This is a genomic window from Massilia sp. CFBP9012 (assembly GCF_034045115.1).
GTDB lineage: Bacteria > Pseudomonadota > Gammaproteobacteria > Burkholderiales > Burkholderiaceae_D > Telluria.
This window is the reverse complement of record NZ_JAXCWM010000009.1, coordinates 69,547-93,025: the sequence shown is the minus strand read 5'-3', so window position 1 is coordinate 93,025 and position 23,479 is coordinate 69,547. Positions and strand designations below refer to the sequence as shown.

The 23,479-nt window shown below is 67.1% G+C and carries 16 protein-coding genes; 8 read left to right on the top strand and 8 right to left on the bottom strand.

The features are described 5' to 3' along the window. Nucleotides 1-226: 226 nt before the first annotated feature. Entirely contained in the window at nucleotides 227-2,698 is a 2,472-nt protein-coding gene (locus SOM61_RS16290) for a sensor domain-containing protein (protein WP_320475050.1), read from the bottom strand. Nucleotides 2,699-3,438: 740 nt separating this feature from the next. Here SOM61_RS16290 and SOM61_RS16285 point away from each other — a divergent pair. The 4 genes from SOM61_RS16285 (at nucleotide 3,439) to SOM61_RS16270 (ending at nucleotide 9,036) form a co-directional block, all read left to right on the top strand. After that, nucleotides 3,439-4,665 (top strand): hypothetical protein, encoded by a 1,227-nt coding sequence (locus SOM61_RS16285; protein WP_320475049.1) that lies wholly within the window; start codon nucleotides 3,439-3,441, stop codon nucleotides 4,663-4,665. Between the two features lie 119 nt (nucleotides 4,666-4,784). Continuing rightward, the gene (locus SOM61_RS16280) at nucleotides 4,785-6,977 is read left to right on the top strand and encodes a TonB-dependent receptor (protein ID WP_320475048.1); all 2,193 of its coding nucleotides are present in this window, start codon (nucleotides 4,785-4,787) and stop codon (nucleotides 6,975-6,977) included. Between the two features lie 185 nt (nucleotides 6,978-7,162). Continuing rightward, nucleotides 7,163-8,443 (top strand): type II toxin-antitoxin system HipA family toxin, encoded by a 1,281-nt coding sequence (locus SOM61_RS16275; RefSeq protein ID WP_320475047.1) that lies wholly within the window; start codon nucleotides 7,163-7,165, stop codon nucleotides 8,441-8,443. Nucleotides 8,444-8,445: 2 nt separating this feature from the next. After that, complete coding sequence (locus SOM61_RS16270; RefSeq protein WP_320475046.1) at nucleotides 8,446-9,036, top strand: helix-turn-helix transcriptional regulator; 591 nt, start codon at nucleotides 8,446-8,448, stop codon at nucleotides 9,034-9,036. An 80-nt stretch (nucleotides 9,037-9,116) separates the two neighbouring features. Here the strand turns inward: SOM61_RS16270 and SOM61_RS16265 are convergent, their stop codons facing one another. The 5 genes from SOM61_RS16265 to SOM61_RS16245 form a co-directional block, all read right to left on the bottom strand. After that, on the bottom strand, nucleotides 9,117-9,290 hold the full coding sequence (locus SOM61_RS16265; protein ID WP_320475045.1) for a hypothetical protein: 174 nt from the start codon (nucleotides 9,288-9,290) through the stop codon (nucleotides 9,117-9,119). A 55-nt stretch (nucleotides 9,291-9,345) separates the two neighbouring features. Continuing rightward, nucleotides 9,346-9,645, bottom strand: a complete 300-nt coding sequence (locus tag SOM61_RS16260; protein WP_320475044.1) for a DUF1330 domain-containing protein — start codon at nucleotides 9,643-9,645, stop codon at nucleotides 9,346-9,348. A 123-nt stretch (nucleotides 9,646-9,768) separates the two neighbouring features. Further along, nucleotides 9,769-11,043: a TolC family protein gene (locus SOM61_RS16255; protein WP_320475043.1), complete on the bottom strand. Its 1,275-nt coding sequence runs from the start codon at nucleotides 11,041-11,043 to the stop codon at nucleotides 9,769-9,771. Next, the gene (locus SOM61_RS16250; protein ID WP_320475042.1) at nucleotides 11,040-14,132 is read right to left on the bottom strand and encodes an efflux RND transporter permease subunit; all 3,093 of its coding nucleotides are present in this window, start codon (nucleotides 14,130-14,132) and stop codon (nucleotides 11,040-11,042) included. The genes SOM61_RS16255 and SOM61_RS16250 overlap by 4 nt, the downstream gene beginning before the upstream one ends. Before the next feature lie 7 nt (nucleotides 14,133-14,139). Next, the gene (locus SOM61_RS16245; RefSeq protein ID WP_320475041.1) at nucleotides 14,140-15,261 is read right to left on the bottom strand and encodes an efflux RND transporter periplasmic adaptor subunit; all 1,122 of its coding nucleotides are present in this window, start codon (nucleotides 15,259-15,261) and stop codon (nucleotides 14,140-14,142) included. 75 nt (nucleotides 15,262-15,336) lie between these two features. Here SOM61_RS16245 and SOM61_RS16240 point away from each other — a divergent pair, with 75 nt between their 5' ends. The 3 genes from SOM61_RS16240 (at nucleotide 15,337) to SOM61_RS16230 (ending at nucleotide 17,798) form a co-directional block, all read left to right on the top strand. Continuing rightward, nucleotides 15,337-16,008, top strand: coding sequence for a response regulator (locus tag SOM61_RS16240; RefSeq protein WP_320475040.1), 672 nt, complete (start codon nucleotides 15,337-15,339; stop codon nucleotides 16,006-16,008). Further along, on the top strand, nucleotides 15,998-17,407 hold the full coding sequence (locus SOM61_RS16235) for a sensor histidine kinase (protein ID WP_320475039.1): 1,410 nt from the start codon (nucleotides 15,998-16,000) through the stop codon (nucleotides 17,405-17,407). Before SOM61_RS16240 ends, SOM61_RS16235 begins: the two co-directional genes overlap by 11 nt. Before the next feature lie 142 nt (nucleotides 17,408-17,549). Beyond that, complete coding sequence (locus SOM61_RS16230; protein ID WP_320475038.1) at nucleotides 17,550-17,798, top strand: hypothetical protein; 249 nt, start codon at nucleotides 17,550-17,552, stop codon at nucleotides 17,796-17,798. A gap of 27 nt (nucleotides 17,799-17,825) precedes the next feature. On the opposite strand, the gene SOM61_RS16225 is transcribed toward SOM61_RS16230, so the two are convergent. Beyond that, nucleotides 17,826-18,680 carry a phosphate/phosphite/phosphonate ABC transporter substrate-binding protein gene (locus tag SOM61_RS16225; RefSeq protein ID WP_320475037.1) on the bottom strand — a complete coding sequence of 285 codons (855 nt, stop codon included), beginning with the start codon at nucleotides 18,678-18,680 and terminating at the stop codon, nucleotides 17,826-17,828. Nucleotides 18,681-18,706: 26 nt separating this feature from the next. Then, the gene (locus SOM61_RS16220; RefSeq protein WP_320475036.1) at nucleotides 18,707-21,007 is read right to left on the bottom strand and encodes a putative bifunctional diguanylate cyclase/phosphodiesterase; all 2,301 of its coding nucleotides are present in this window, start codon (nucleotides 21,005-21,007) and stop codon (nucleotides 18,707-18,709) included. 161 nt (nucleotides 21,008-21,168) lie between these two features. On the opposite strand from SOM61_RS16220, the gene SOM61_RS16215 reads away from it, so the two are divergent. Continuing rightward, a complete protein-coding gene (locus SOM61_RS16215; protein WP_320475035.1) occupies nucleotides 21,169-23,478 on the top strand; it encodes an FG-GAP-like repeat-containing protein in 2,310 nt (769 codons plus the stop codon). Nucleotide 23,479 lies beyond the last annotated feature (1 nt).

Sequence of the window (23,479 nt, the reverse complement as noted above, 5' to 3'; positions counted from 1 at the left end):
TATGACGTTGTCTCTCACGTATAGCGGTTTCGGTTTGATTGAATCGAAAGCACCTGGCTGGCTACTGTTGTTACAGTGTGACTTAGTCTATAGCGAAATCCGGGGCGTGACAAAACATCTTTCGATTTTTTTCGAATGACCTGTTGTATCCGCGTTATTTCGCTATAGCGCTTTCGTTCGAAAGCTTTGCGCGCTTACTATTTCTGTTGTAAGGCGTAGTTGGAAGTCAGACATTGCGCAGCATCCCAGCCAGCGCCTCCGCGGTCAGCGGGCGCGCGCAGAGGTAGCCCTGGTAGGCCTGGCAGCCGTTCGCGAACAGGAAGTCGCGCTGGGCCGCGGTTTCCACGCCCTCGGCCAGTACTTTCAGGCCAAGACTGGCCCCCAGCGCGATGATCGTGCGCGCGATTACCGCGTCGTTCGGATTCGTGGTCAGGTCGAGCACGAAGGAGCGGTCGATCTTGAGCATGTCGAGCGGGAGCCGCTTGAGGTAGGCCAGCGACGAATAGCCGGTGCCGAAATCGTCGATCGCGAAGGTCAGGCCGTGGGCCCTGAGGGCCTTGATCTTGCCGATCGCGTCTTCCACATCGTCCAGCAACGAGCCTTCGGTGATCTCGAGCTTGAGCTTGCGCGGATCGGCGCCGCTCTGATCGAGGCAGCCGAGCACCTGGGCCACGAAGGCCGGGTGGTGCAACTGGCGCACGCTGACGTTGACGGAGACTTCCAGGTGCGCGGTTTCCGCCTGCCCGGCCCACGCGGACAACTGGCGGCAGGCGCATTCGAGCACCCAGTGGCCGAGTGGAAGGGCCAGCCCGGTCTCTTCGGCCAGCGGGATGAATTCCACCGGCGAGACCGTGCCGCGTTCGGGATGGCGCCAACGCACCAGGGCCTCGACCCCGGCGATGCGGCCGTCGCGCTCCACCTGCGGCTGGTAGTGCAGGAAAAACGCGTTCTCGCGCAGTCCCGCGCGCAGGTCGCCTTCCAGCGCCAGGCGCGTCGTGGCCGCGGCTTGCAGGGCGGGATCGAAGAAGCGGACGGTGCCGCGTCCGGCTGCCTTGGCCCGGTACATCGCCAGGTCGGCGCGCCTGAGCAGTTCGCCGGCATCGCTGGCTTCGTCGGAAAAGACGGTGATGCCGATGCTGGCGCCGAGCTGCAGCCAGTAGCCGTCGAGCTGCACGGGCTGGCTCAGCAGGTGATTGATGCGTTCGGCCTCATGCTTCGCATGGGCGCAGGCCTGCTCCTTGTCCGCGGGAAGATGTTCCAGCAGTACGCCGAACTCATCGCCGCCGAAACGGGCGGCGATGACGTCGGTGGGAAGGCCGGCAGCCAGCCGTATCGCCATCTGCTGCAACAACTGGTCGCCGAGCGCGTGGCCGAGCGTCTCGTTGAGCGTCTTGAAGTTGTCGAGGTCGATCAATAGCAGCGCCTTGCGCCGCGGGTCGCGGCGGGTCGCGGCAAGGGCGGCCTCCAGGCACTCGGTCAGGAATGCGCGGTTCGGCAGGTGCGTGAGCGTATCGTGGAAGGCGAGATAGCGGATGCGGGCGTCGAACGCGTGCCGCTCGGACACGTCGACCACGGCGCCCACCACGCGCAAGGCCTTGCCGTCGCCGTCGCGCAGGATCTGCGCCCGGTCGTGCACATGGGCCACGCTGCCGTTCTTGCGGATGAAACGGTAGTCGTCGTGCCAGTGGACGTCGCCGTTGTCGCGCAGCGCATGGTTAAAGCGTGCGATCACGCGCTCGCGGTCGTCCGGGTGGATGCGGTTCATCCACAAGGCGAGCGATGCCGAGAATTCATCCGGCGTGTAGCCGAACAGCTCATGCAGGTTGGCGCCGAACCACAGGGTGTCGGTGCGCAGGTCGAGATCCCAGATCGCGTCGCTGGTGACGCGGGCGACGATGCGAAAGCGCTCCTCGCTGCGGCGCAGCGCATCCTCGGTCAGTTTCTGGAGCGTGATGTCGCGCATATACACCGCCAGCCCGGTATCGGACGGATAGGCGCGCACTTCGCAATACAGCTGGGGCGAGGCATGGACATCGTCGAAGGCGACCGTGCAGCGCTCGCGCATGGCGCGCCGCAGCTCTTCCCACGCCAGCCCGGCGCCCAGTTTTGCAAATTCATCCCACAACACCTTGCCCAGCAGCTCGGCGCGCGGCCGCTGGAACAGCTGCTCGGCTTGGCCATTGAGGTAGGTGAAGCGCCATTCGCGGTCGACCGTGTAGAAGACATCGGTGATGCTCTCGAGCGTGGCGCACAGGCGCCGGGCCAGGTGCGCGTTGGCCTGCTCGGCCGTGCGTCGCTCGGTGACGTCCTGCACGGTGCCGTAATAGGCCGGTTCGCCGTCTCTTCCGTGCATCAGGTCACCGCGCGCATGCACATGCCGCACCTCGCCGTCCGGCCATACCACGCGGTGTTCCAGGTCGAGCGGCGTGCCGTATCGCAGGGCGTTCGCGACCTCGGCCTCGACGGTGTGCTGGTCGTCGGGATGCACGCGCGCGAACAGTGTCGCGAAGTCGGGATCGGCCGCGTCGGCGCAGATGCCGAACAGGGCGCGCAGCTCATCCGACACGAACAGGCGGCGGTCGCGGACGCGCATCTCCCACAGCCCGACCTGGGCCACGCGCTGGAGAAAATCGAGCCGGTCTCCCAGTGTGGCACGTGGCACCGGGGCGAGGGCGGAACTGGTTTTCGGTGAAGGCATGGCGCAGCGGTCCAAGGCGTTGGGAACGCGACTGCGGGGCATGGCAATGTCGAGGGAAGGTCGAGAGCGATGTCGAAGGCGACGCGTGCGGCAGTCGAACAGACGCCACGTTGTATCACCTCGCGCGAGGCGCTGCAAGCGCCGCTCCGATTTGCACGCGCTGGCAGCCATCGCGCTGCAAGCGGGCGTCTGTAATTATTTCAATATCGACAAGTACATTTGTGCGAATATGCATTGCTGGGTTACAATATGTTTTTCTGCCGCCAGTCATGGCCTGACATTCATCAATGTTTCCCCCCAATCGATGCGGCGTCGAGCGCGCGTGCAAGCATGGGGCCCATTGAACAGCGTTCGAGATCGCTGTCTTGTCCGGATCGACCCCATGCGTCAGGCAGGGCGTCCTGTGCGGCGTCGTCACCTTGAACGGTGACCCTGGTCCTGTATTCCCTCGACGATGACGTCACTGGCCTGGCCGTGCCGGTCATCGAGGGCAATCGCAGGCCGCTTCGACCTCGGGAGCTTGCACATCGCGCGATATGGATCGCCCGATATCAGGTTCTGCTGCGCCGTCACCAGACCGTAGGCCCGGGATTCTTCGACAATTGCGCCATCGCCCGCTCGACGCCGGCCGTGGCGCGCCGATCATCACTCAGGACATCTACGTGAATTTGAACTACACCATTACCCCGCAAGACCTCGATTCGACAAGGACGGCGCTTTCAGCGCGCATGAGCGCGCGCATGAAAATGAAGACGGCGACCCGCCTGTGCGCAGCCCTGGCCGGCATGGCGGTCCTCGCATCCGGCCACGCTTACGCCCAGGAGATCGGGAGCGCGCAGGAAGAAGCAGCCTCGCCGCTGACGATCGGCGGCGCGATCCGTTTCAATTACGGTCACAAGAGTTGGGACAAGGACCGCCGCAGCGGCTTCGTCGGCCTCGACACGGCCCGCCTGGACGTCAACTACGACGACGGCCGGATGATCGGCTCGGCCCAGTACCGCTACAATAATTATCCGAAGGGGCAGGGCGACTACTGGCAGCATTTCCTGCGTCACGCCTGGGGCGGCGTGCGCTTTGACGACAAGAGCGAATTGCATGTGGGCCTGGACAGCAATCCCTTCGGCCTCCTGCCGTTCGCCTCGAATAACTTCTACGAGTCGATCGCCTTCTACGCCGGCTTCGAAGACAAGTACGACCTCGGCGTGAAATACATCAGCCGCCCCGGTCCGGTCGAATGGCAGCTCGCCTTCTTCCCGCGCGATGGCGGGTCCTACGGCGGTGGCAGCAATACGGCGGGCGCCTCGAACCGGTATTCCTACAATATCGTCAAGGACGACGACGAGCAGGGCTACGGCACCGGCCAGACCGACAGCGAGCGCAACACCCTGGTGGGACGCATGGTGTGGAACCTGGGACCCGAGGGCCGCCACCAGTTCGGCTTTTCCGGCCTGACCGGCGAGATCGACAACGGCCGCGGCACCGACACCCGGCGCCACGCCGGCGCGGTCCACTATCGCGGCAACTATGGCCGCGTCAACGTGATGCTGCAATCGATGCGCTATAGCTACCGCACCGCGCACGGCCCCGAGCAGACCTACGGCGGACTGGACCCCAACAGCTTTGTCCTGGTCGGCGGCTTCGGTTATCCGTTCCCGGTCGCATCGAAGGGCGACATCCATATCGCCAACATCAGCTACGACCTGCCCGGCAGGATCGGCCCGTTCAGCGGGTTCAAGGTCTACAACGATTACAGTGTCCTGAAAAAACGCAGCGGCGCCTACAGGGACTCGGTGCAGAACGTGACCGGGGTGAGCTTCGGGGCAGGCAAGTGGTCGTTCTATGCCGACCTGATGATGGGCAAGCACCATCCCTATCTGTCGCCCGATCTCGGCGGCCTGGCCTCGACCTCGTCCGCGCACCAGGGTTTCACGCGCCGGATCAATCTGCAGGCCGGCTATTACTTCTGACGCCATCTGCTGAGGGGTGTGCACGCCACGCCCCCGGCGAATCCAGGCATTGTGATCATTAATGCAAATGAGTATAATTCTCATTTGCATTAATTCATTCATATCGACTGGACCTCTCCATGACCAAGCTTCGGCGCTCGCCTTCCATCCGCACCACCGGCCAATCAACCCTGTCGCTGCTGATCGGCCGCGCCTGGGGCACCGCCTTCGCCGCGGCGCCCATCGCCCTGCTGGCCGGCGCCGTGCACGCCCAGGACGGGCAGGCGCCGCAGATCGAGCAAGTGCTGGTGACCGGCGCCCGCACGCTGGATGAGGCGCCCTACATGAATGGCGGCGTGGCGCGCCGCGGCGGCGTTGGCGTGCTGGGGGCGGGCGACATCATGGACACGCCGTTCAGCACCACGAACTACACCTCGCAGCTGCTGGAAGACCAGCAGGCGCGCACGCTGGCCGATGCGGTCGTCAACGAAGCGTCGGTGCGGGTGCAGACCTCGACCTCCGGCTTCAGCGACGACTTCCAGATCCGCGGTTTCAGCGTGGGCAGCGGCGACGTCGGCGTGAACGGTCTGTATGGACTCAGTTCGGGCAACCGGATGCCGGTGGCGATGATGGAACGTGTCGAGGTGCTGAAAGGCCCGGGCACGCTCATGTATGGCATCAGCCCTAGCGGCAGCTCCGGCGGCAACATCAATATCGTCACCAAGCGAGCGGGCGACAAGCCATTGACCCGGGTTACCGGCACCTTCGAGAGCAAGTCGATCTTCGGCGCCCACGTCGACGTCGGCCGCCGTTTCGGCGATGCGGGCCAATGGGGCGTGCGGTTCAACGGCGTCTATCGCAAGGGCGACAATACGCTCGATGACAGCAAGACCGAATTCGGTCTCGCCGCGCTGGCGCTCGATTATCGTTCGTCGAACCTGCGTTGGGTGGTCGATGCCTATGCACAGCGCGAGGACACCGACGGTTTCCGTGGCCAGTCCAGCTTCCGTCCCAACGTGACGCGGATCCCGGATGCGCCGTCCGGCAAGCGCGCGATGTATCCGGGCGTCGAACTGGCGATGCGCGATTCGGCCATTTCGTCGCGGCTGGAGTATGACCTGGCCCCGAACGTGATGCTGTACGCCGCCGCCGGCTACCACTATAACGCCTATGAGCAGGACTTCCCTGCAGCGCGCGGCAACGATGCGATCGACATGGCGGGCAATTTGCGCATCACCAGCGCCTGGTACGACGCCGCCACCCGCAACAAGACCGGCGAGGTCGGCGCCCGCGCCACCGTCGAAGGGCTGGGCGTGAAGCACCTGTTCACCGTCTCGGCCTCGCGCCTGGAACAGGAATCCGGCAGCTTCTACCTGCCAGCACCGGCCGGCACCGCGGTGGAGTCGAACATCTATCATCCGGTGCCGCTGCCGGTCATGACCGGCGTGCGCCAGTCGCCGACCACGACCTCGGGCACCGAGCTGTCCAGTATCGCCCTCACCGATACCCTGTCGTTCTTCGACAACCGCGTGCTGGTGACCGGCGGCGTGCGCAAGCAGAAGGTCGTCGCGAAGAACATCGCACCGAGCGGAGCCAGCACGACCTCGTACGACGAGAGCGCGACCTCGCCGCTGCTCGGGATCGTGGTCAAGCCGATGGCCAATGTGTCGTTGTACACCAACTTCACGTCCGGCCTGACGCGCGGTGGGACGGCGCCCCAGACTGCGGCGAATGCAGGCGAGGTGTTCGCTCCGTATAAATCGAAGCAGTACGAGGCCGGCGTGAAGGTCGAGCAGGACAAGCTCCTGAGCGGCATCTCCGTGTTCCAGATCGATCGTCCGAACGCCGTCACCGATCCGGTCACCACGATCTACAGCATGGACGGCAACCAGCGCAACCGTGGCCTGGAGCTGTCGGTCATGGGCGAGGCCGCGCGCAACCTGCGCCTGATGGCCAGCGCGACCTTCTATGACGCCGAACTGCAGAAAACCCAGGGCGGCTTGAACGAGGGTAACGACGCCAACGGCGTGCCGAAGCGCGCCCTCAGCGCCGGCCTCGACTGGGATCTGGTGCAGGTGCCTGGCCTGAGCTTCAATGCCCGCGCCATCCACACCTCGGACATCCCATACAACGCCGCCAACACGTTGTTCCTGCCGTCGTGGACCCGCTTCGATATCGGCGCCCGCTATCGCACCAGCCTGATGGGCCGCCCCGTCATCCTGCGCGCCAGCGTCGAGAACGTCGCCGACAAGGCCTATTGGCTGGCCAATGGCACCTTCGCCACCGCGGCCGCCTCGCGCACCGCGCTGGTGTCGGCGCAGTTCGATTTCTAGGGATGCGTCTGAGGCTCGACGCAGGACAGGATTGAAAATTGCCGGCTGACGCCGGCAATTTTCATTTGGACTCAATAATGTGTCAGTTGCGAAGTTGGCCGCATGCCATCTGCTGTCCAGTGCACAAACCAGCTGCTATACTGGTTTCAGGATCATTTAGTGCACTTTAAGGGCGTTGAGCGAATATGGATTGCCATATCGAGATTTTCCAGGACGGCCAGTGGATCGCAGCTGCCACTGCGAGCTTTTCCGACGTCGTCCGCAACGGCTTCAGGGCCAACGATTGCGTGTTCGAATACGATTTGCCCTACGCTTTCGGTAACGCGCCGTCGCCGGTCTCGCTCGTCGTTCCAGTCGATGCCGATCGCCATGTCCGCGAGGCCTGGCCTACGTTTTTGTACGACCTCGTACCGCAAGGGAATGGTCGCAAGTTTCTCCTCGATCATCTCAAGCTCCCTGATGCCCAGGCGTCCGATCTCCCGCTGCTCTGCGCAGGCGCCTTCAATCCCATCGGGCGACTGCGGATCCGGGAAGCCGTGCATTATTACGAGCAGCATGTCGAACGCCATGATGTTGCTGCCGAGGGCTTCGAGGTCGATGAATTGCTCGCACGTTCGGCAGACTTCCATGAAGTGATGATGGTCCATGGCATGCTGGCGGCAGGTGGCACTGGCGTGCAGGGAGTCGCCCCCAAATACCTGTTGACCGAAGGGCATGACGGCAAATGGTATCCGGATGCGGCGCTTTCCGACGACCGTGCCCGGCGCCATTACATTGTCAAGCGACCACGCGGGTCATCCGAAGACGATCGCAAGGTGTTGCGCAACGAAGCCGGCTATATGGAAGTCGCTCACCGACTTGGCATCCGTACCTTCGACCTGCCGACATGGCATGAAAACACCCTGTTCGTTCCTCGCTTCGACCGCCGCGCACAGGACGGATGCGTACAGCGCTTTCACCAGGAGAGCGTGGCCTCGATCGCCGGACTGGCCGGTTTCGGCACCCAGGCCAACCAGTTCGAGCTGCTGGAGGCAATACGCAAGGTCGTGGATGATCCGACCGGAGAGACCATCGAGTTCATCCGGCGCGACGTGCTCAACCTGGCCATGCGCAATACCGATAACCATGCGCGCAACACAGCGGTGCAATCTGCCGATGGTATCGTTCGCCTGACGCCCCTGTTCGATTTCGCACCGATGTACCTGGACCCCGAGGGCATCACGCGCTCGGCGCGCTGGTATCACCGTCAAACACGCAAGGAACTTCGGCACTGGACGGACATCCTGGATCACCTGGCCTTGTCCGGTCCGGAGCATGCGCAGGTGGTGGACGCCCTGGTCCGCTTTGGCGAGCGACTGGCGACCTTGCCCGACTACATGCGCGAGGCAGGCATCGATAAGGACATTATCGAATTCGTCAAACCCAGCATCGAAGCGCAACGAACCCATATCCTGGCATTGAGGTAGTCATGAGCAGAAGAAAACCGATCGACAAGACGCAGATTCGGGAGCGACGCAATCGCATGCTGGAATCGGCAGCCGCCGCCAGGCTCTCGCTCACTGAAGGCGTGCGCGAGATGCGGGCGATTTCAGGGATGACACAGGAAGACTTCGCGCGCCATCGCGGCGTCAGCGCCAGGGTGATCAAGGCGCTCGAGCTCGGACAGGGCAATCCGACGATGGCGACGATGAATCGCATCGGTCAGTTCTTCGGGCTGGAGGTGGCATTCGTTCCGGTGATGAGCAAAGCGCAGGGCGACGTGGTCCTGCAGCCTGCCGACGATCTTGTTGCCATGGCGAGCGACGATGCCGGCCTGTCGAAAGCGATATTGGTCCAGCTCAAGCAGGATAGGGACAACGCCGCCGCTGGCATGCACGAATTAGCGGAGGCTATTGCCGAGTTCAAGCATCAGATGAAGGCCACTTTACAGGAACTCAAACAGACGGCCGCTGCGGGCGATTCGACCCAGCTGCCTGGGCCTGGAAACAGCACCGTGCCTGATGACACCGCCACAACCAAACCGCTAGTCCGTGCAAGAAAGAAGCCGCGCTCGCCCTGATGCAGGCAACAGCCGGACGCCACCGGACGGTCGAGGTTCCCGGTGCGCCGATGTCGTTCTGCCGCATCAAGGCAGCACTCTCACGATTTCTTGCGCCAGCGGAGCTGCCGACGCGGGATTCGAGCGCCACCCCGATGCCGTTCGAACACCTCGACCGGGTGCGCGATCTCGGGGAAGAAGTCGCCGGCCAGGCGCTTGTGCGGACCGATTTCGTGGGTGTCGGTCACGATGAACAGGACGCGCCTCATGCTCATGCGGTTCTCCTGGAAAGTGAATGGTCCTGCCGGGCAGTGGAGGCAGGCACCACGCTTACCGCGCGGCGTCGCTGCCCTCGACCAGCAGCATCCGGTAGTCGGCGCCGAGCTGGCGGTGCTCGCGCGCCTGCCGGTAGGCCGGGCTGTCATACCATGCCCGCGCCGCCGCCATGTCGGGAAAGCGCAGGATGGCGACGCCTTCGGCGGCCGGGCCCTCCAGCACCTCGAGCGCGCCATAGAAGGCGAGCCGGGTGATGTCGTGGCCGGCGCGCGCGGCGGGCGCCGTCTGCGCGTACTGGTCCATCTGGGCCTGGTCGGTGGTTTCCTCGCGGATGAAGACAACGTATGCTGACATGGATTCTCCTTTGGTTCGGCGTTCGCCGACAGGTCATCGGCGCCATATCAGCTTAATCGCCATCGCCCGGCAATGAAAGTCAAACACGGTAAATCCTACGGGTTATAAATCAGGATTCATTTTTCACCGGGAAGCACCAGCCCCTGGCGCGCGGCCGTCATCGATCCTGTGCAACAGCTCACCGTTGGCCGCGTCGAGCCTGAGCTGCGCCTCCATCAACTGCGCGACCAGTTCCTGTTCAGCCAGCGCCAGTTCGACGCCGCCGCGCGTTGCGTCGAGCAGCTCGGCGATCGAGGACTTGCCGAGCCGGTAGGAGTCGTGCGCCATGCGTTTCAGGTCCGCCGTGCGGGCACCGGCGTGGCGCCGGAAGTCTTCCAGCGCGTGGCTGTACTGGGCCACCAGGCGCGCCATGCTGTCGACTTCGGCGTTGTGCCTGGCCTCGCTCAATTCACGCTGCAGCGCCGCCGCGCCGGCCTGCGCCTTCGCTTTGTCGAGACCGCCCTTGCGGCGGTCGAACAGGGGCAGCTCGACGGCCAGCCCGATGCTGGTCGTGCCGCCATACGGCTTGCTGGTCCAGAAGCGGCCCACATTGACCGACACCGCCGGCATGCGCTCGGCCCGGGCCACGTTCACCAGCGCGGCCGCGGCGTCCTGTTCGCGGCGCGCCAGCAGCACTTCGGGATGCACGCCGGCGCCGTCGCCGCGGATCGGTGCGAGCGGCGCCAGCGTGCCGCGCGCGGTGGGACGCCAGCCGGCGACGCCGAGCGCCTGCGCCAGCGCGGTCTGCCGTTCGACCAGCGCCGCCTCGGCCTCGGCCACCCGGGCGCGCCAGGTCGATTCCTCGACCTCGACCCGGATCGCCTCGTACTCGCTGGCCAGGCCGCCGGCGCGGCGGCCTTCGACCACCTGGCGCAGGCGCGCCAGTTCGTCCAGGCCCGCCTTGACGGTGGCAAGCCGCTCCTGCGCCAGCAGCAGCGCCACGTGCGCGGCCGCCGCCTCGGACGCCACTTCGTGCCGGGTAAGCGCGACCCGCGCCGAGGCGGTGTCGACGGCGCGGCTGGCCGCTGTGACGCGGGCGCCGCGCTGGCCGCCGAGCAGCAGCGGCTGTTCGATGGTCCAGTCCTGGGCGCGGTCGGAATCGAAGTTGGTCAGGCGGCCCGGCTGGCGCTGGCGGTTGTACGACAGCGTCGGATTCGGCAGGGCGGCCGCCTCGAGGCGCCCGGCGCTGGCGGCGTCCACCTGCGATTGTTCGAGCGCGACCGCCAGGCTGGCGTCGCGCGCGAAGCCGAGGACGGTGCGCAGGTCCACCTCGTGTGGTAAGGGCGGCGCCTGCGGTGGCTGAGCGTGGAGCGGGGCGCCGGCCAGCGCCAGCAGGATCAGTGTCAGGATGCGTTTCACGCGTCGGCCTCTTCTTCAAGCGTAGTCAGGACGGTCGGGGTCAGGATGCGGTAGAACAGGGGCAGCAGGAATAGCGCGACCAGCAGCGTGCTCACCATGCCGCCCACCACCACCAGGGCGAATGGACGCTGGATCTCGCTGCCCACGCCGGTCGACAGCGCCATCGGCAGCAGGCCAAAGAAGGCCAGGCACGACGTCATCAGCACCGGCCGCAGGCGGTCCGCCGCACCGGCCACCAGCGCGCTCGGCAAGTCCTCGCCAAGGCGGCGCCGGGCATCGATCGCCGACAGCATCAGCACGCCCATCAGCGACACCTGGCCGAGCAGGGCGATGAAGCCGATCACCGCGCTGACCGACAGCGGGATGCCGAACAGGAGCAGGGCCAGGATGCCGCCGGTCAGGGCGAACGGCACGATGGCCAGCACCGCGATGGCGCTGCGGCCGCTGTTCATGGCCGCGTACAGCAGGCCGAGCACCAGCAGGATCGCGACCGGGATCACCAGCTTCAGGCGGTCCAGCGCGCGCTGCTGGTTCTCGAATTCGCCGCCCCAGCTGAAGTAGTGCCCATCCGGCGGGCTGACCTTGGCGTTGACGGTCGCGATGGCCTCCTTGACGGTGGAGCCCATGTCGCGGTCCTTCACGTTGAACTTCAGCGCCAGCAGGCGGGTATTGCCCTCGCGGACGATGTAGGCGGCGCCGTCGACGATGCCGATGCTGGCCAGTTCGCGCAAGGGGATCCGGGCGCCGTTCGGGGCCGAGATGGCGATCTGGCCGATCTTTTCCAGGTCGTCTCGCTCCACCGTCGGCAGGCTCAATCGCACCTCGACCGGCCGCTCTTTCTCCCAGAAGCGGGTCACGATCCTGCCCGCGAGCGCCGCTTCGAGCGTGCGCGCCGCGTCTTCCATCGCGATGCCGGCGCGCGCCAGGGCGGGGCGGTCGAATTCGACATTGAGCTGGGGGCTGGCGGCGTCGCGGTACAGATCGAGCTCGGTCACGCCCGGCACCTGCTGCAGCACGTCCTTCGCCTGCTGCAGCGTGGCGCGCATGGCCGCCAGGTCGTCGCCGAAGATCTTGAGCACCACCTTGCCGCGCACGCCGGCCACCGCCTCTTCGACGCTGTCCTTGATCGGCTGCGAGAAATTGAGGCGGATGCCGGGGATTTGCGCCAGCGAGGCGCGCATCTGTTCGATCAGCGCCGGCTTGTCCAGGCCCTTGCGCCAGTCCGGCGCCGGCTTGAGGCGCACGAAGGTGCGGATCACGTTCACGCCTTCGTTGTCGGTCCCGTCCTCGGGCCGGCCATGCTCGCTCAGCACCTGGTCGGTCTCGGGGAAGGCGCGCAGGCGGGCATGCAGGTCCACCAGGATGTCCTGGCTCTTTTCCATCGCCACGCTGGCCGGCAGCTCGACGTAGACCATCAGGTCGCCCTCGTCGAGTTCGGGCAGGAACTCGGAACCGATGCGGGTCGCCGCCAGTGCGCTCAGGCCCAGCAGCAGCACGGCCAGGGCGATGGTGGCGGTGCCGTGCGACACGATGCGGCCCAGGCCGCGCCCGTAGGCGGCCTTCATCCGTTCCATCCAGGCCGGCTCGTCCGGCAGCCTGGCCTTGGCCTTGAACAGCAGCGCACACAGCGCCGGCACCACGGTCAGGGTGAACACCAGGGCGCCTACCAGCGCGAAGGTATAGGTCAGGGCCAGCGGCCTGAAGATCCGGCCTTCGACCGATTCGAGCGTAAACACCGGCAGCAGCGCTGCGATGATGATCAGCATGGCGTAGAAGGCGGGCCGCACCACCTCGACCGAGGCGCGGATGATCACCCGCAGCGTTTCCTTGCGCGTCGCCGGCTTCTGGTGGCGCACCGCGTGCAGCACGTTCTCGATCAGGACCACCGCGCCGTCGACCAGGATGCCGAAGTCGATCGCGCCCATCGAGATCAGGTTGGCGGGCAGGCCCAGCGCGTGCAGGCCGAAGAAGGCGGCCAGCAGCGACAGCGGAATGATGACGGCCACCGCCAGCGAGCCGGTCACGCTGCGCAGGAACAGCCAGACGATGCCCACCACCAGGATGAAGCCGTGCAGCAGGTTTTCATGGACCGTGCCCAGCGATTCGTCGACCAGGGTCGAACGGTCCTGGAAGACTTCGAGCTTCATGCCTTGCGGGAGGATGGAGGTGTTCAGGCGTTCGACCTGCTGGTGGATCCCCTCCAGCACGGTCGAGGGATTTTCGCCGCGCCGCATCAGCACCAGGCCTTCGACGATCTCCTTGCGCTCGTTCCAGCCGACCGAGCCGCGGCGCGGCGCCGCGGCCAGCGTGACGTCGGCGACGTCGCCGAGCGTGATCGCCGCATTGCGGGTGGTCTTGAGCGGAATCGCCTTCAGGTCTTCCACGCTGTTGACGTAGCCGATGCCGCGCACGGTCAGCGCCTGGTCGCCATGGCGCAGGAAGCCGCCGCCGACGTTCAGGTTGGCCTTGCCGATCGCTTCCTCGAGGTCGCCGAAGCCCAGGCCGGCCGCGTGCAGCCGGGCCGGATCGGCCTCGATGTGGATCTCCTTCAAAAAGCCGCCCCAGGCCACCACGTCGGCCACGCCCTGCACCTGGCGCAGCACGCGGGTGACGGTCCACTCCATCTCGGCGCGCTGTTCGTACAGGTCGTGGCGCTCGCTGCTCACGCGGAAGCGGTAGATCTTGCCGAGCGGCGTCGCTTCCGGCGCCAGGGTCGGGGTGATCCCGTCCGGCAGCTCGGCCTGCGCCAGGCGCTGCCCGACCAGCATGCGGCTGGTGAGGGGATCGGCGTCGTCGTCGAAGATGAGGGTGACCAGCGAGAGTCCGAACAGGCTCTCGCTGCGGATCAGGGTCATGCCCGGCGTGCCGTTGAGCGTGCGCTCCAGCGGCACCGTCACCTGGCGTTCGATTTGCTCGGCGGCGTAGCCGGGCATCTGGGTGATCACCTGGACCTGGGCATTGGTCACATCGGGAAAGGCTTCGATCGGCGTGGCCAGGTAGGCGCGCAGGCCGAATGCGGCGAATACCGCCGCCAGCAGGAGCACGGCCAGCCGGCGCTGGACGCAGGCGTGTATGAGATTGCGCAGCATGGTGCCCTTACAGGAGTTGTTGAGCTTCGTTATCGAGCAGCAGGGCGCCTTGCACGACCACCTTGTCGCCTTCCTTCAGGCCTTCGAGGATCTCGACCCGTCCGGCGCGTGCGACGCCGGTGCGCACCGGGCGCGCGACGTACTTGCCGTCCGTGCCCTGCAGATAGACCTGGCGCTGGCTGCCGTTCTTGATCAGCACTGCCGTGCTGGGGACGGTGAGCGCGCCGCGCGGCCCGCCCGCCAGGCTGACCTGGGCGAACATCCCGGCAGTGAGCCCGGCGCCGGCGGCCTTGTCCTGGAAGGCGAGGTAGATTGGCATGCGGCGCTGTTCCGGATCGACCGCGTGGCCGATGCTGTCGATCGACGCCGCGAATGGGACGTCGATGCCGGGCACGCGCACCTGGGCCGTGCGCCCGGGCGCCAGGCCCCGGAGCTCGCGTTCCGGGATGTCGGCCACGATCCACAGCTGGCCGGGGTCGCCCAGTTCGACCAGGGCCTCGCCACCCGGCGCCACTACCGCGCCGGCCTGGGCCCGGATCGCGAGGACCACCCCGGCCGCGGGAGCGCGCAATACCAGCCGCTCGCCGGCGCCGGGACCGGCCAGCGCGGCCGCCTGGCGTGCGCGCGCGGCTTCGGCCTGCGCCTCGCGCAGCGCGGCCTCGGCCGAGTAGCGCTCGACCTCGACCCCGATCCCGCGCCCCATCATGTCTTCCTGGCGCCGCAGCAGGTCTTGCGCGACCGCCAGCCTGGCCTGGGCCTGCGCCAGTGCGGTACGAACGTCTGCCGCTTCAGCGCTCTGGAGCACGACCAGCGGCGCGCCGGCCCGCACCGCCTGCCCGGGATGCACCTCGACCGACAGCACCCGGCCGGCGAACGGCGCACCGGCCGCCGCCATGGCGCCGGGACGAAACGCCAGGCGTCCCGGGAACGTGCCCTGCAATCCCTCCCCGTCGACGCCCACCGAGTCGACCTTGATGTAGTGCCGCGCCTCGGATTGGGCGCCTGGACCGGCGGCTGCGGCGGGCGGCTCCGAACTGGAACAGGCGCCGAGCAGGGCCGCGGCCAGCGCCGGCACGAGGGCGCCGGCGCGGCGCAGCCGGCGCCCGGATGGGGTGGTGGTGTAGGACATGCGGGCTCCAGCTTGTATTTGAGAAAGTTATAATCGCCGGAGTTTCCTTAAAAAATCCTTTTTCCCTGCCCCTCGATGCGAGTATTGCTGGTCGAAGACGACGACACCCTGCGCCAGACGCTGGTCCAGGCGCTGGCGACGAACGGTTACCACGTCGACCCGGTGGGCGACGGGCTGGCGGCCGAACTCGCGCTGAGCACGACCGACTACGGGCTGGTCGTGCTCGACCTCGGCCTGCCCGGTCTCGACGGCCTGGAGGTGCTGCGGCGCCTGCGCCTGCGCCGCAACCGCACCCCGGTGCTGGTATTGACGGCGCGCTCGGGCCTGGACGAGCGGGTCGGCGGCCTCAAGGCCGGCGCCGACGACTACCTGGTCAAGCCATTCGCGCTGCCGGAACTGGAAGCCCGGATCGAGGCGCTGCGGCGCCGCGCCAATGGCGGCTCGAGCCACCTGGTGCATGGGCCGCTCGAAGTCGACGTCGACCAGCACGTGGCGACAGTGGACGGGGTGCGGATCGACCTGACGCGGCGCGAGCTGGCGATCCTGGCGGCGCTGATCCTGCGCGCGGGGCAGGTGGTGGTCAAGCGCCGCCTGGCCCAGCAGATCGGCTCGTGGGAGGACGAGGTCAGCATCGGCACGGTGGAAGTCTATATCCACCGCCTGCGCAAGCGCCTGGCGCCATTCGGCATCGAGATCAAGACCATCCACGGACTGGGCTACCTGCTGGAAGCGCACGATGCCGGCTAGCCCGACCTCGCTCGGCCGGCGGCTCATGCTGTGGCTGCTGCCACCGCTGCTGCTGCTCAGCGTGGTGTGGGCCTGGGGCGTGTATGCGGTGATCCTCCACTTCACCAATATCGCCTACGACCGCGCGCTGGAGGATTCGGCGCAGACGCTGGCCGGCCAGGTCAGCGTGCGGCAGGACGGCGTTCACGTCGACCTGCCACAGGCGGCGCGGGCGATGCTCGAATTCGACCAGGTGGACACGATCCACTACAGCGTGTCGGACCGGCTCGGCGCGCGCCTGGCCGGCAACGCGCACATTCCCGAGGCCGCCCAGCGCGACACCTGCATCGCCCACACCTGCTTCTATGACGCGGCGATGGACGGCAAGCCGGTGCGGGTGGCGGAATACACGCTGTCGATCTACAGCCCGGCTTCGCCGCTGAAGGTGCGCGTGGCCGAAACCGTCAGGAAGCGCGAGATGCTGGCGCGCGAAGTGCTGCGCTTCGTCCTGTTGCCGCAGGCGCTGTTCGTGGCCTGCATCGGCATCCTGATCTGGTACGGGGTCAAGCGCGGGATGGCCCCGCTGCGCCGGATCCGCGACGCGATCGCCCAGCGCACCCACGACGACCTGCGCCACATCGAGATCGCCGACATGCCGGCCGAACTACAGGAACATACCGCCGTCATCAATGACCTGATGAGCCGGCTGGGGCGGGAGATCGAGGCCAAGAAGCGCTTCATCGCCGACGCCACCCACCAGCTGCGCACCCCGATCACCGTCCTGCGCACCCAGGCCGAACTGGCGCTGCGCCTGCGCGAGCATGGCGAACTGCGGGCGGCCGTGAGCGGTTTCGACGCCGCCACCGCGCGCCTGGTGCGGCTGGCCAACCAGCTCCTGAGCCTGAGCCTGGCCGAGGCCAGGGCGCTCGGACCGCGCGACTTCGAGCGCTTCGACGTGGCGGCGCTGGCCGAGGACGCGATCGCGGAACTGGTGCCGCTGGCGCTGGAAAAGGAACTTGACATCGCCGTCGAGGGCTGCGCCGCGCCGCTCGTGATCGTCGGCCATCCGCAATTCGTGCGCGAGATGATGGCCAACCTGATCGACAACGCGATCCGCTACACGCCGGCTGGCGGCGCGATCCACATCGCCATGGCTGGAGTGGGCGAGGGCACGCATGCGCGCATCGCGTTCAGCGTCACCGACACCGGGCCGGGCATCCCGCGCGCCGAGCGCGACAAGGTGCTGCAGCCCTTCTATCGCGGCCTCGGCATGCCCGGCGGGGGCAGTGGGCTCGGATTGACGATCGCCAGCGAGATCGCGGCGATGCATGGCGGCCAGGTGCGGATCGAGGATGGCGCCGGGCAGGGGACCATGGTGGTGGCCAGCCTGCCGGCCGTGCCGCCGGCGCTGCGTGTCTAGGGGCGGCCGGCGCAAGTCCCGCGTATTTTTTGGTGTACGGCAATATCTCTTGTTGGCGCAGGGACTAGGATGCGATAACGGCCAGGGCGCCGCGCCGCCGGCCCGCGGTGAGCGCCGGTCTCACACGTGGAGCGACACCGCCATGGTTCATGACAAGTCCGTCAGCGAAGCCGCCGCCGAACTGCGGCAAGTGTGGCGCGCAGCGTCCGGATTCCTGCTCAGCATCGAGCTATGGCTGATGGTGCTGGTGGCCGCCAGCATGGTCGCCGGGTTCTGGCTGGCCTTCATGGGCGAACCATCTTGCCTGCTGGCCTTCGGCTTCGCGCTTGGCTACCCGGCGCTGCGGGTCGTGCTGCACCTGAAGGGGCGCCTCGCCTGGCCGTTCTTCTGAGGCTGCGGGCCAGCGATCCCGTCCAGCTCAATAAATCTCGTGGACGATCCGGTAATCGCCGTCCGATACCGGCACGAAGCGGGCGACGTTCAGCTTGTCCAGCACGTCCGCGCTCTGCGGGCCGCCGCTCTTGAAAAAGGCGCCGCGTATCTTCTCCTGCAAGCCTTCGCACAGCTGGCCCCTGAACACGAAGGGGTCGGTCGGGATCGGGCCGGAGCGCCACACGACCCGGATCTGGCGCTCCCTGGCTGGATGCGAGGCCATCTCCGTCGCCAGGTTCTGGCTGCCGACGAAGGCGGCGTCGATCTGGCCCGCCAGCACCCGGTTGATCGACTGGGTATGGCTGCCCGAATAGCCGACCTGGGAAAAATACGCCTCCAGCGGTCGGCCGACCTGTTTCGCGAACACGTGGCGCGGGATCAGGGCGCCCGAGGTGCTTTCGGGATCGACCAGGGCCAGGCGTTTTCCGCGCAGGGCCCCGACGTCCGCGAGCGCGCTGCGAGCCCGGACGATCAGCAACGAGTGATAGAACGCGCCGGCTGGCTGGAACCTGCTCGCCTTGTTCGCATAGTTGGCGAATGGTGTGAGCATGGGGTCGGCGCGCCTGGCGGAGACGTAGGACGCGGGCCCCAGCCGGGCCAGGTGAACCGCGCCGGACAGCAGCGCTTCGACCACCGCGCCGTAGGATGGCGCGGCATAGACTTCCACCGGGATGCCCAGCGCCGCGCGCAACTGGTCGAGCAGTGGCTGCAGATCCGCGATCTCCTTCCGGACGTCGCCGCGCGGGATGATGGAAAAGCGCAGCCGGTCCGGCCGTTCGCAGGCCGCCGCCAGCGCCGGCGCGCCAAGGGCGCCCAGGGCCGCGAGGAGCGGGAGCCGCATGGCTGTCCGGCGGCGGAGAATGGGTGTCATGTCGGCTGGAAGGCAAGGAACTGCTTGTGGAGGAGGGGCGCGATCTGGGCCGCGGCGCACGGGCGTTGCAGGTAGAAGCCCTGCACCTGGTCGCATCCGGCAGCCTTCAGGTGCACCAGCTGGTCGCGCGTCTCGACGCCTTCGGCCACCACGGTCAGGCCCAGGTTGTGGGCCAGCGAGATGGTCGAGGCGACGATCACCGCATCGTTGGTGTCGTTGCGGATGTCGCGGATGAAGGAGCGGTCGATCTTGACGGTATGGATCGGGAATTGCTTCAAGCGGGACAGGCCCGAGAAGCCGGTGCCGAAGTCGTCGAGCGCCATCCGGATGCCGGCGCCGGCAAGGGCGTCGAGGTTACGCTGCGCCATTTCCGCATCCTCGATCAGGCTGCTCTCGGTGAGTTCGATCTCGATCAGGTCGGGTGCGATGCCATGCAGGGCCAGCGCGCCCATGAAGTCTTCCAGCAGCCGTTCGTCGCGCAACTGGCGCGCCGAGACGTTGATCGCCACCGGCACCAGCGGCACGCCATCCGCCCGCCACTGCGCCAGCTGGCGGCACACGGCGTCGATGATCCAGCGCCCGAGCGGCGCGATGAAATCCTGTTCCTCGGCCAGGGGGATGAAGTCGCCCGGGAAGATCAGGCCATGGTCGGGGTGCTGCCAGCGGACCAGGGCTTCCAGGCCGACGATCTGCAAGGTATCGAGCGTCAGCTTGGGCTGGAAGTGCAGGCAGAATTCGCCGTCCTGGATGGCTGGCCTGAAGCGCGCGGCGAGTTCAGAGTGCAGCGCGTTCGAGGCGTTCAGGGAGGCGTCGTAGAAGCTGAAGAAGCCGCGCCCGCGCGCCTTGACGCTGTACATCGCCTGGTCGGCATGCAGCAGCAGCGCATCGAGCTGCTGGCCGTCGCGCGGGTACAGCGCAATGCCGACGCTGGGACTGGTTTCGACGTCGTGGCCGTCGAGGTCCGGATAGACCGCCGACAGGCCCTGCACCAGCTTGCCGGCGAGCTGGGCGACGAATTCCTCCGACGGCACCTCGGACAGCAGCACCACGAACTCGTCGCCGCCCAGCCGGGCGACCAGGTCGTACTCGCGTACGGCGCCGCGCAGGCGTGCGGCCACCGCCTTCAGGAGCTGGTCGCCGACGCCGTGGCCCAGGGTGTCATTGATTACCTTGAAGCGGTCGAGATCGAAGAACAGCAGGGCATACAGGTTGCGGCTGCGCCTGGCCCGCTTGAGTTCCGCCGACGCCATCTCCTGGAACATCCGGCGGTTGGCCAGCCCCGTCAAGTGGTCTTGCGAGGCCAGCGCGAGGGCGCGGCTCTTTTCCTGCTCCAGCTGGGCGATCAGGCGCTGCTTTTCCTGTTCCGATACGGCCACCGCGCTGTGCAGCCGTTGTTGTTGCCACAGGCCGGCCGCGATGCCGATCGTGATGACCAGCACCAGCAGCGAATAGGCGCCCGCGCGCAGGAAATACGCATGGTGCTGCGCATCCAGCTGGCCCAGGACGACCGCGGGATCCTGGATCACGGTCACCCGGATCGGGATGTCGGCCAGGACTTCGCGGGCGACGATGGCGTCGGCGGTGGGCTCTACCCCTTGGCCCGTCGCGCGCGACCCCGCAGGCACCAGGATCCCGCCCTGCATGACCGCCAGCGGCGCGCCGTCCTGGTGGACGATCTCGATGCGTCCTTGCGGCCCCAGGTCGACGTTGCGGTAGCTGCCCAAAAAATAGCCCAGGTCGACCATCGCGCCGTAGTGGCCCCTGTCCCCGTCGAGCCGCACCAGGACCGGCAGGCGCCAGGGATACTTGCCGCTCGCCGCGGGGTGTCCGATCGCCATCGCCGGCGCGCCGGGCGGGTGGCCGCCGGTGCGCTCGAGAAGCTGCTGCAGCTCGGGTTCCCGGTCCTGCCTGGCGGATGAGTACACGAGGGCGCCGCCGGCGTCGAACAGCGCGGCGCGCACATAGGCCGAGTCGCCGATCAGCTGCGGATTCAGGTGGAAGGCGTTGGGCTGCGCCGCATTTGCTTCGCTGGCGGCGATGCGCGCATAGAGCGTGGCCCGGCCCAGCACTTCTTCGAGATTCGTCGCGACGATCAGGACGATGTTTTCGCTGCTGGTGGTCGCTGCCTGGCGCGCGACGGTCTTCTCCTGCTCGGCGCGATCGACGTAGAAGGCCCAGATCGAGAGCACGATCGTGAGCCCGAGCACGCAGGTCACGGGCAGCAGGGCATTGGGGCTGACCAGTGACAGGACGCGGCGGCGCAGGATGGCGAGTGGAAGAGGGGTGGAGGCAGGCACCGGGCTGTCATTTATCGAACCGAACAAGTCATGCTAGCAACGTCACGTGACAGGTCCATGACATGGCGATGTCAGGCGTGCTTGCCGAATTGTCAAGTCTGCTATGCTTTCCGTTTGCAGTCCGCTTGCATCCCATTTGCAGCTCATGGAGGAACGTATCGATGACGTTTGACCCTTGCGCCAGGCCGCGCAACCCTTGTTGGACCCGGCTCGCCGTCGCCATCGCGCTGGCCGCCACGACGATAGGCGGCAGCGCCGCCCAGGCCCGTGACCCCGCCCAGACGACGGCGTCGCAATGGCGCCAGCAAACCGACGCATCCAGGCCCACCGCGCGCCACGAGAACGGCTTCGTGGCGGTGGCCGGGCGCCTGATCCTGCTCGGCGGACGCGGCGAGCGGCCCCTCGAGATCTACGACCCGGCCAGCGGGCGCTGGACCAAAGGCGAAGCTCCGCCATTCGAGATCCATCATCTGCAGGGCGTGGAATTCGGCGGCAAGCTGGTCGTACTCGGCGCCCTGACCGGCAAGTTCCCGGAGGAGTCTCCGGTGCCGCACGTGCTGATCTACGATCCGGCGGCCGACCGCTGGAGCAAGGGGCCCGAGATTCCGCCGCAGCGGCGGCGCGGCGCGAGCGGCGTGGCGGTGCATGAGGGGATCATCTACCTGGTCGGCGGCAACCGCCGCGGCCATATGAGCGGCTACGTCGCCTGGTTCGACGCCTTCGACCCCGCCACTGGCCGCTGGACCGAACTGTCCGACGCGCCGCATGCGCGCGACCACTTCCACGCCGCCGTCATCGACGGCAAGCTGTATGCGGCGGGCGGCCGCCGCTCCGCCCATGACCTGGGCAATGCGCTGGCCCAGACGGTGGGCGAGGTCGACGTCTACGATTTCAAGGCGAAGCGCTGGAGCACGCTCGCCGCGCCGCTGCCGACGCCGCGCGCCGGGACCGCCAGCGCCGTCATCGACGGCAAGCTGGCGGTGATCGGCGGCGAGAGCATGAAGCACGAACACGCGCACCGCGAAGTCGAGGCCTGGGATCCGAAGAGCGCCCGCTGGCAAACGCTGCCGGCCTTGCCGGTCGGCCGCCACGGCACCCAGGCCGCCACGCTGGACGGCAAGGTGTATCTTGCGGCCGGCAGCGGCAATCGCGGCGGCGGGCCGGAGCTGGACGATCTCTGGCGCATCGAGCCTGAGGCCGAGCCCGGCAAGCCTACTGCGCGCGATCCCGCCTACGATGCCTTTTCCCTGATCCCCGAGGCGCCGGGATCCGGCTGGATCGATGCGACGCTGCCGAATGTGCCGGTCGCACCGGCCCTGCACGCGACCGACTCCGTCTTCATCGACGTCGACCACGACGGCGACCTGGATGTCGTGCTCTCGGTGGAGCACGGCGTCAACCGCCTGTACCGCAACGACGGCGGCGGCAAGCTCACCTATGTGCCGGACGCCTTCGGCACCCGCATGCACGACAGCGAACACGTGCGCGCCGCCGATTTCGACCGCGACGGCCATATGGACGTGGTATTCGTGGCCGAGGCGGATGAGAACCACCAGCTCTACCTGGGCGACGGCAAGGGCGGCTTCGTTGACGCCAGCGCGCGCCTCCCGGCCCACAGCCAGGGCAATGGGCTGGCGGTCGGCGACGTCAATGGCGACGGCCTGCCCGACATCTTCATTGGCAGCACCGGCGAGGCGGGCGGCGGCAAGGAGGTGCCGGCCAAGAACCTGCTGTTCCTGGGCGACCCCAAGCGGCCCGGCTACTTCATCGATGCCTCCGCCACCCACCTGCCGCGAGCGAACGACCAGACCGAGGGCGCGGTGCTGGCCGATATGGACGGCGACGGCCATCTCGACCTGGTGCTGGCCAGCCCCAGCCAGCCGAACCGGCTGCTGATCAACGATGGCAAAGGGCGTTTCAGGGATGAGTCGCACCGGCTCGAGCTGAAGGTGCCGATGGAGACGCGTGAAGTGCACGTGCTGGACGTGAACGGCGACGGCAAGCGCGATATCGTGTTCTTCAATATCACGAGCAATAACGCCGGCTGGGAGAAAGACCCGCAAACGCGCCTGCTGGTCAACGACGGCAAGGGCAACTACCGCGACGAGACCGCGGCGCGCCTGCCGGCGCACACCTTCTCGAGCTGGGCCGGCACGGTGGTCGATTTCAATGGCGACGGCGCGCCGGACCTGCTGGTCGGCGCGATCCAGGTGCCCGGGTTCGTGCCGCTGCAGCCGCGCGCCTGGCAGAACGACGGCAAGGGCAATTTCAAGGACGTGACCCTGTCGGTGCTGCCGGGCGTGACCGTCGGCCGCAGCTGGAGCATGGGCCGGGGCGACCTCGATGGCGACGGCAAGGATGACGTCTTCATCGGCGGCTGGGGCACCCAGGCGCGCCTGCTGCTCAGCGACATCAAGAAGCACCGGGCGTCGCTGCCGCCGGTGCCGAAGCTTGAGAAGAAGAGGCGCTAAG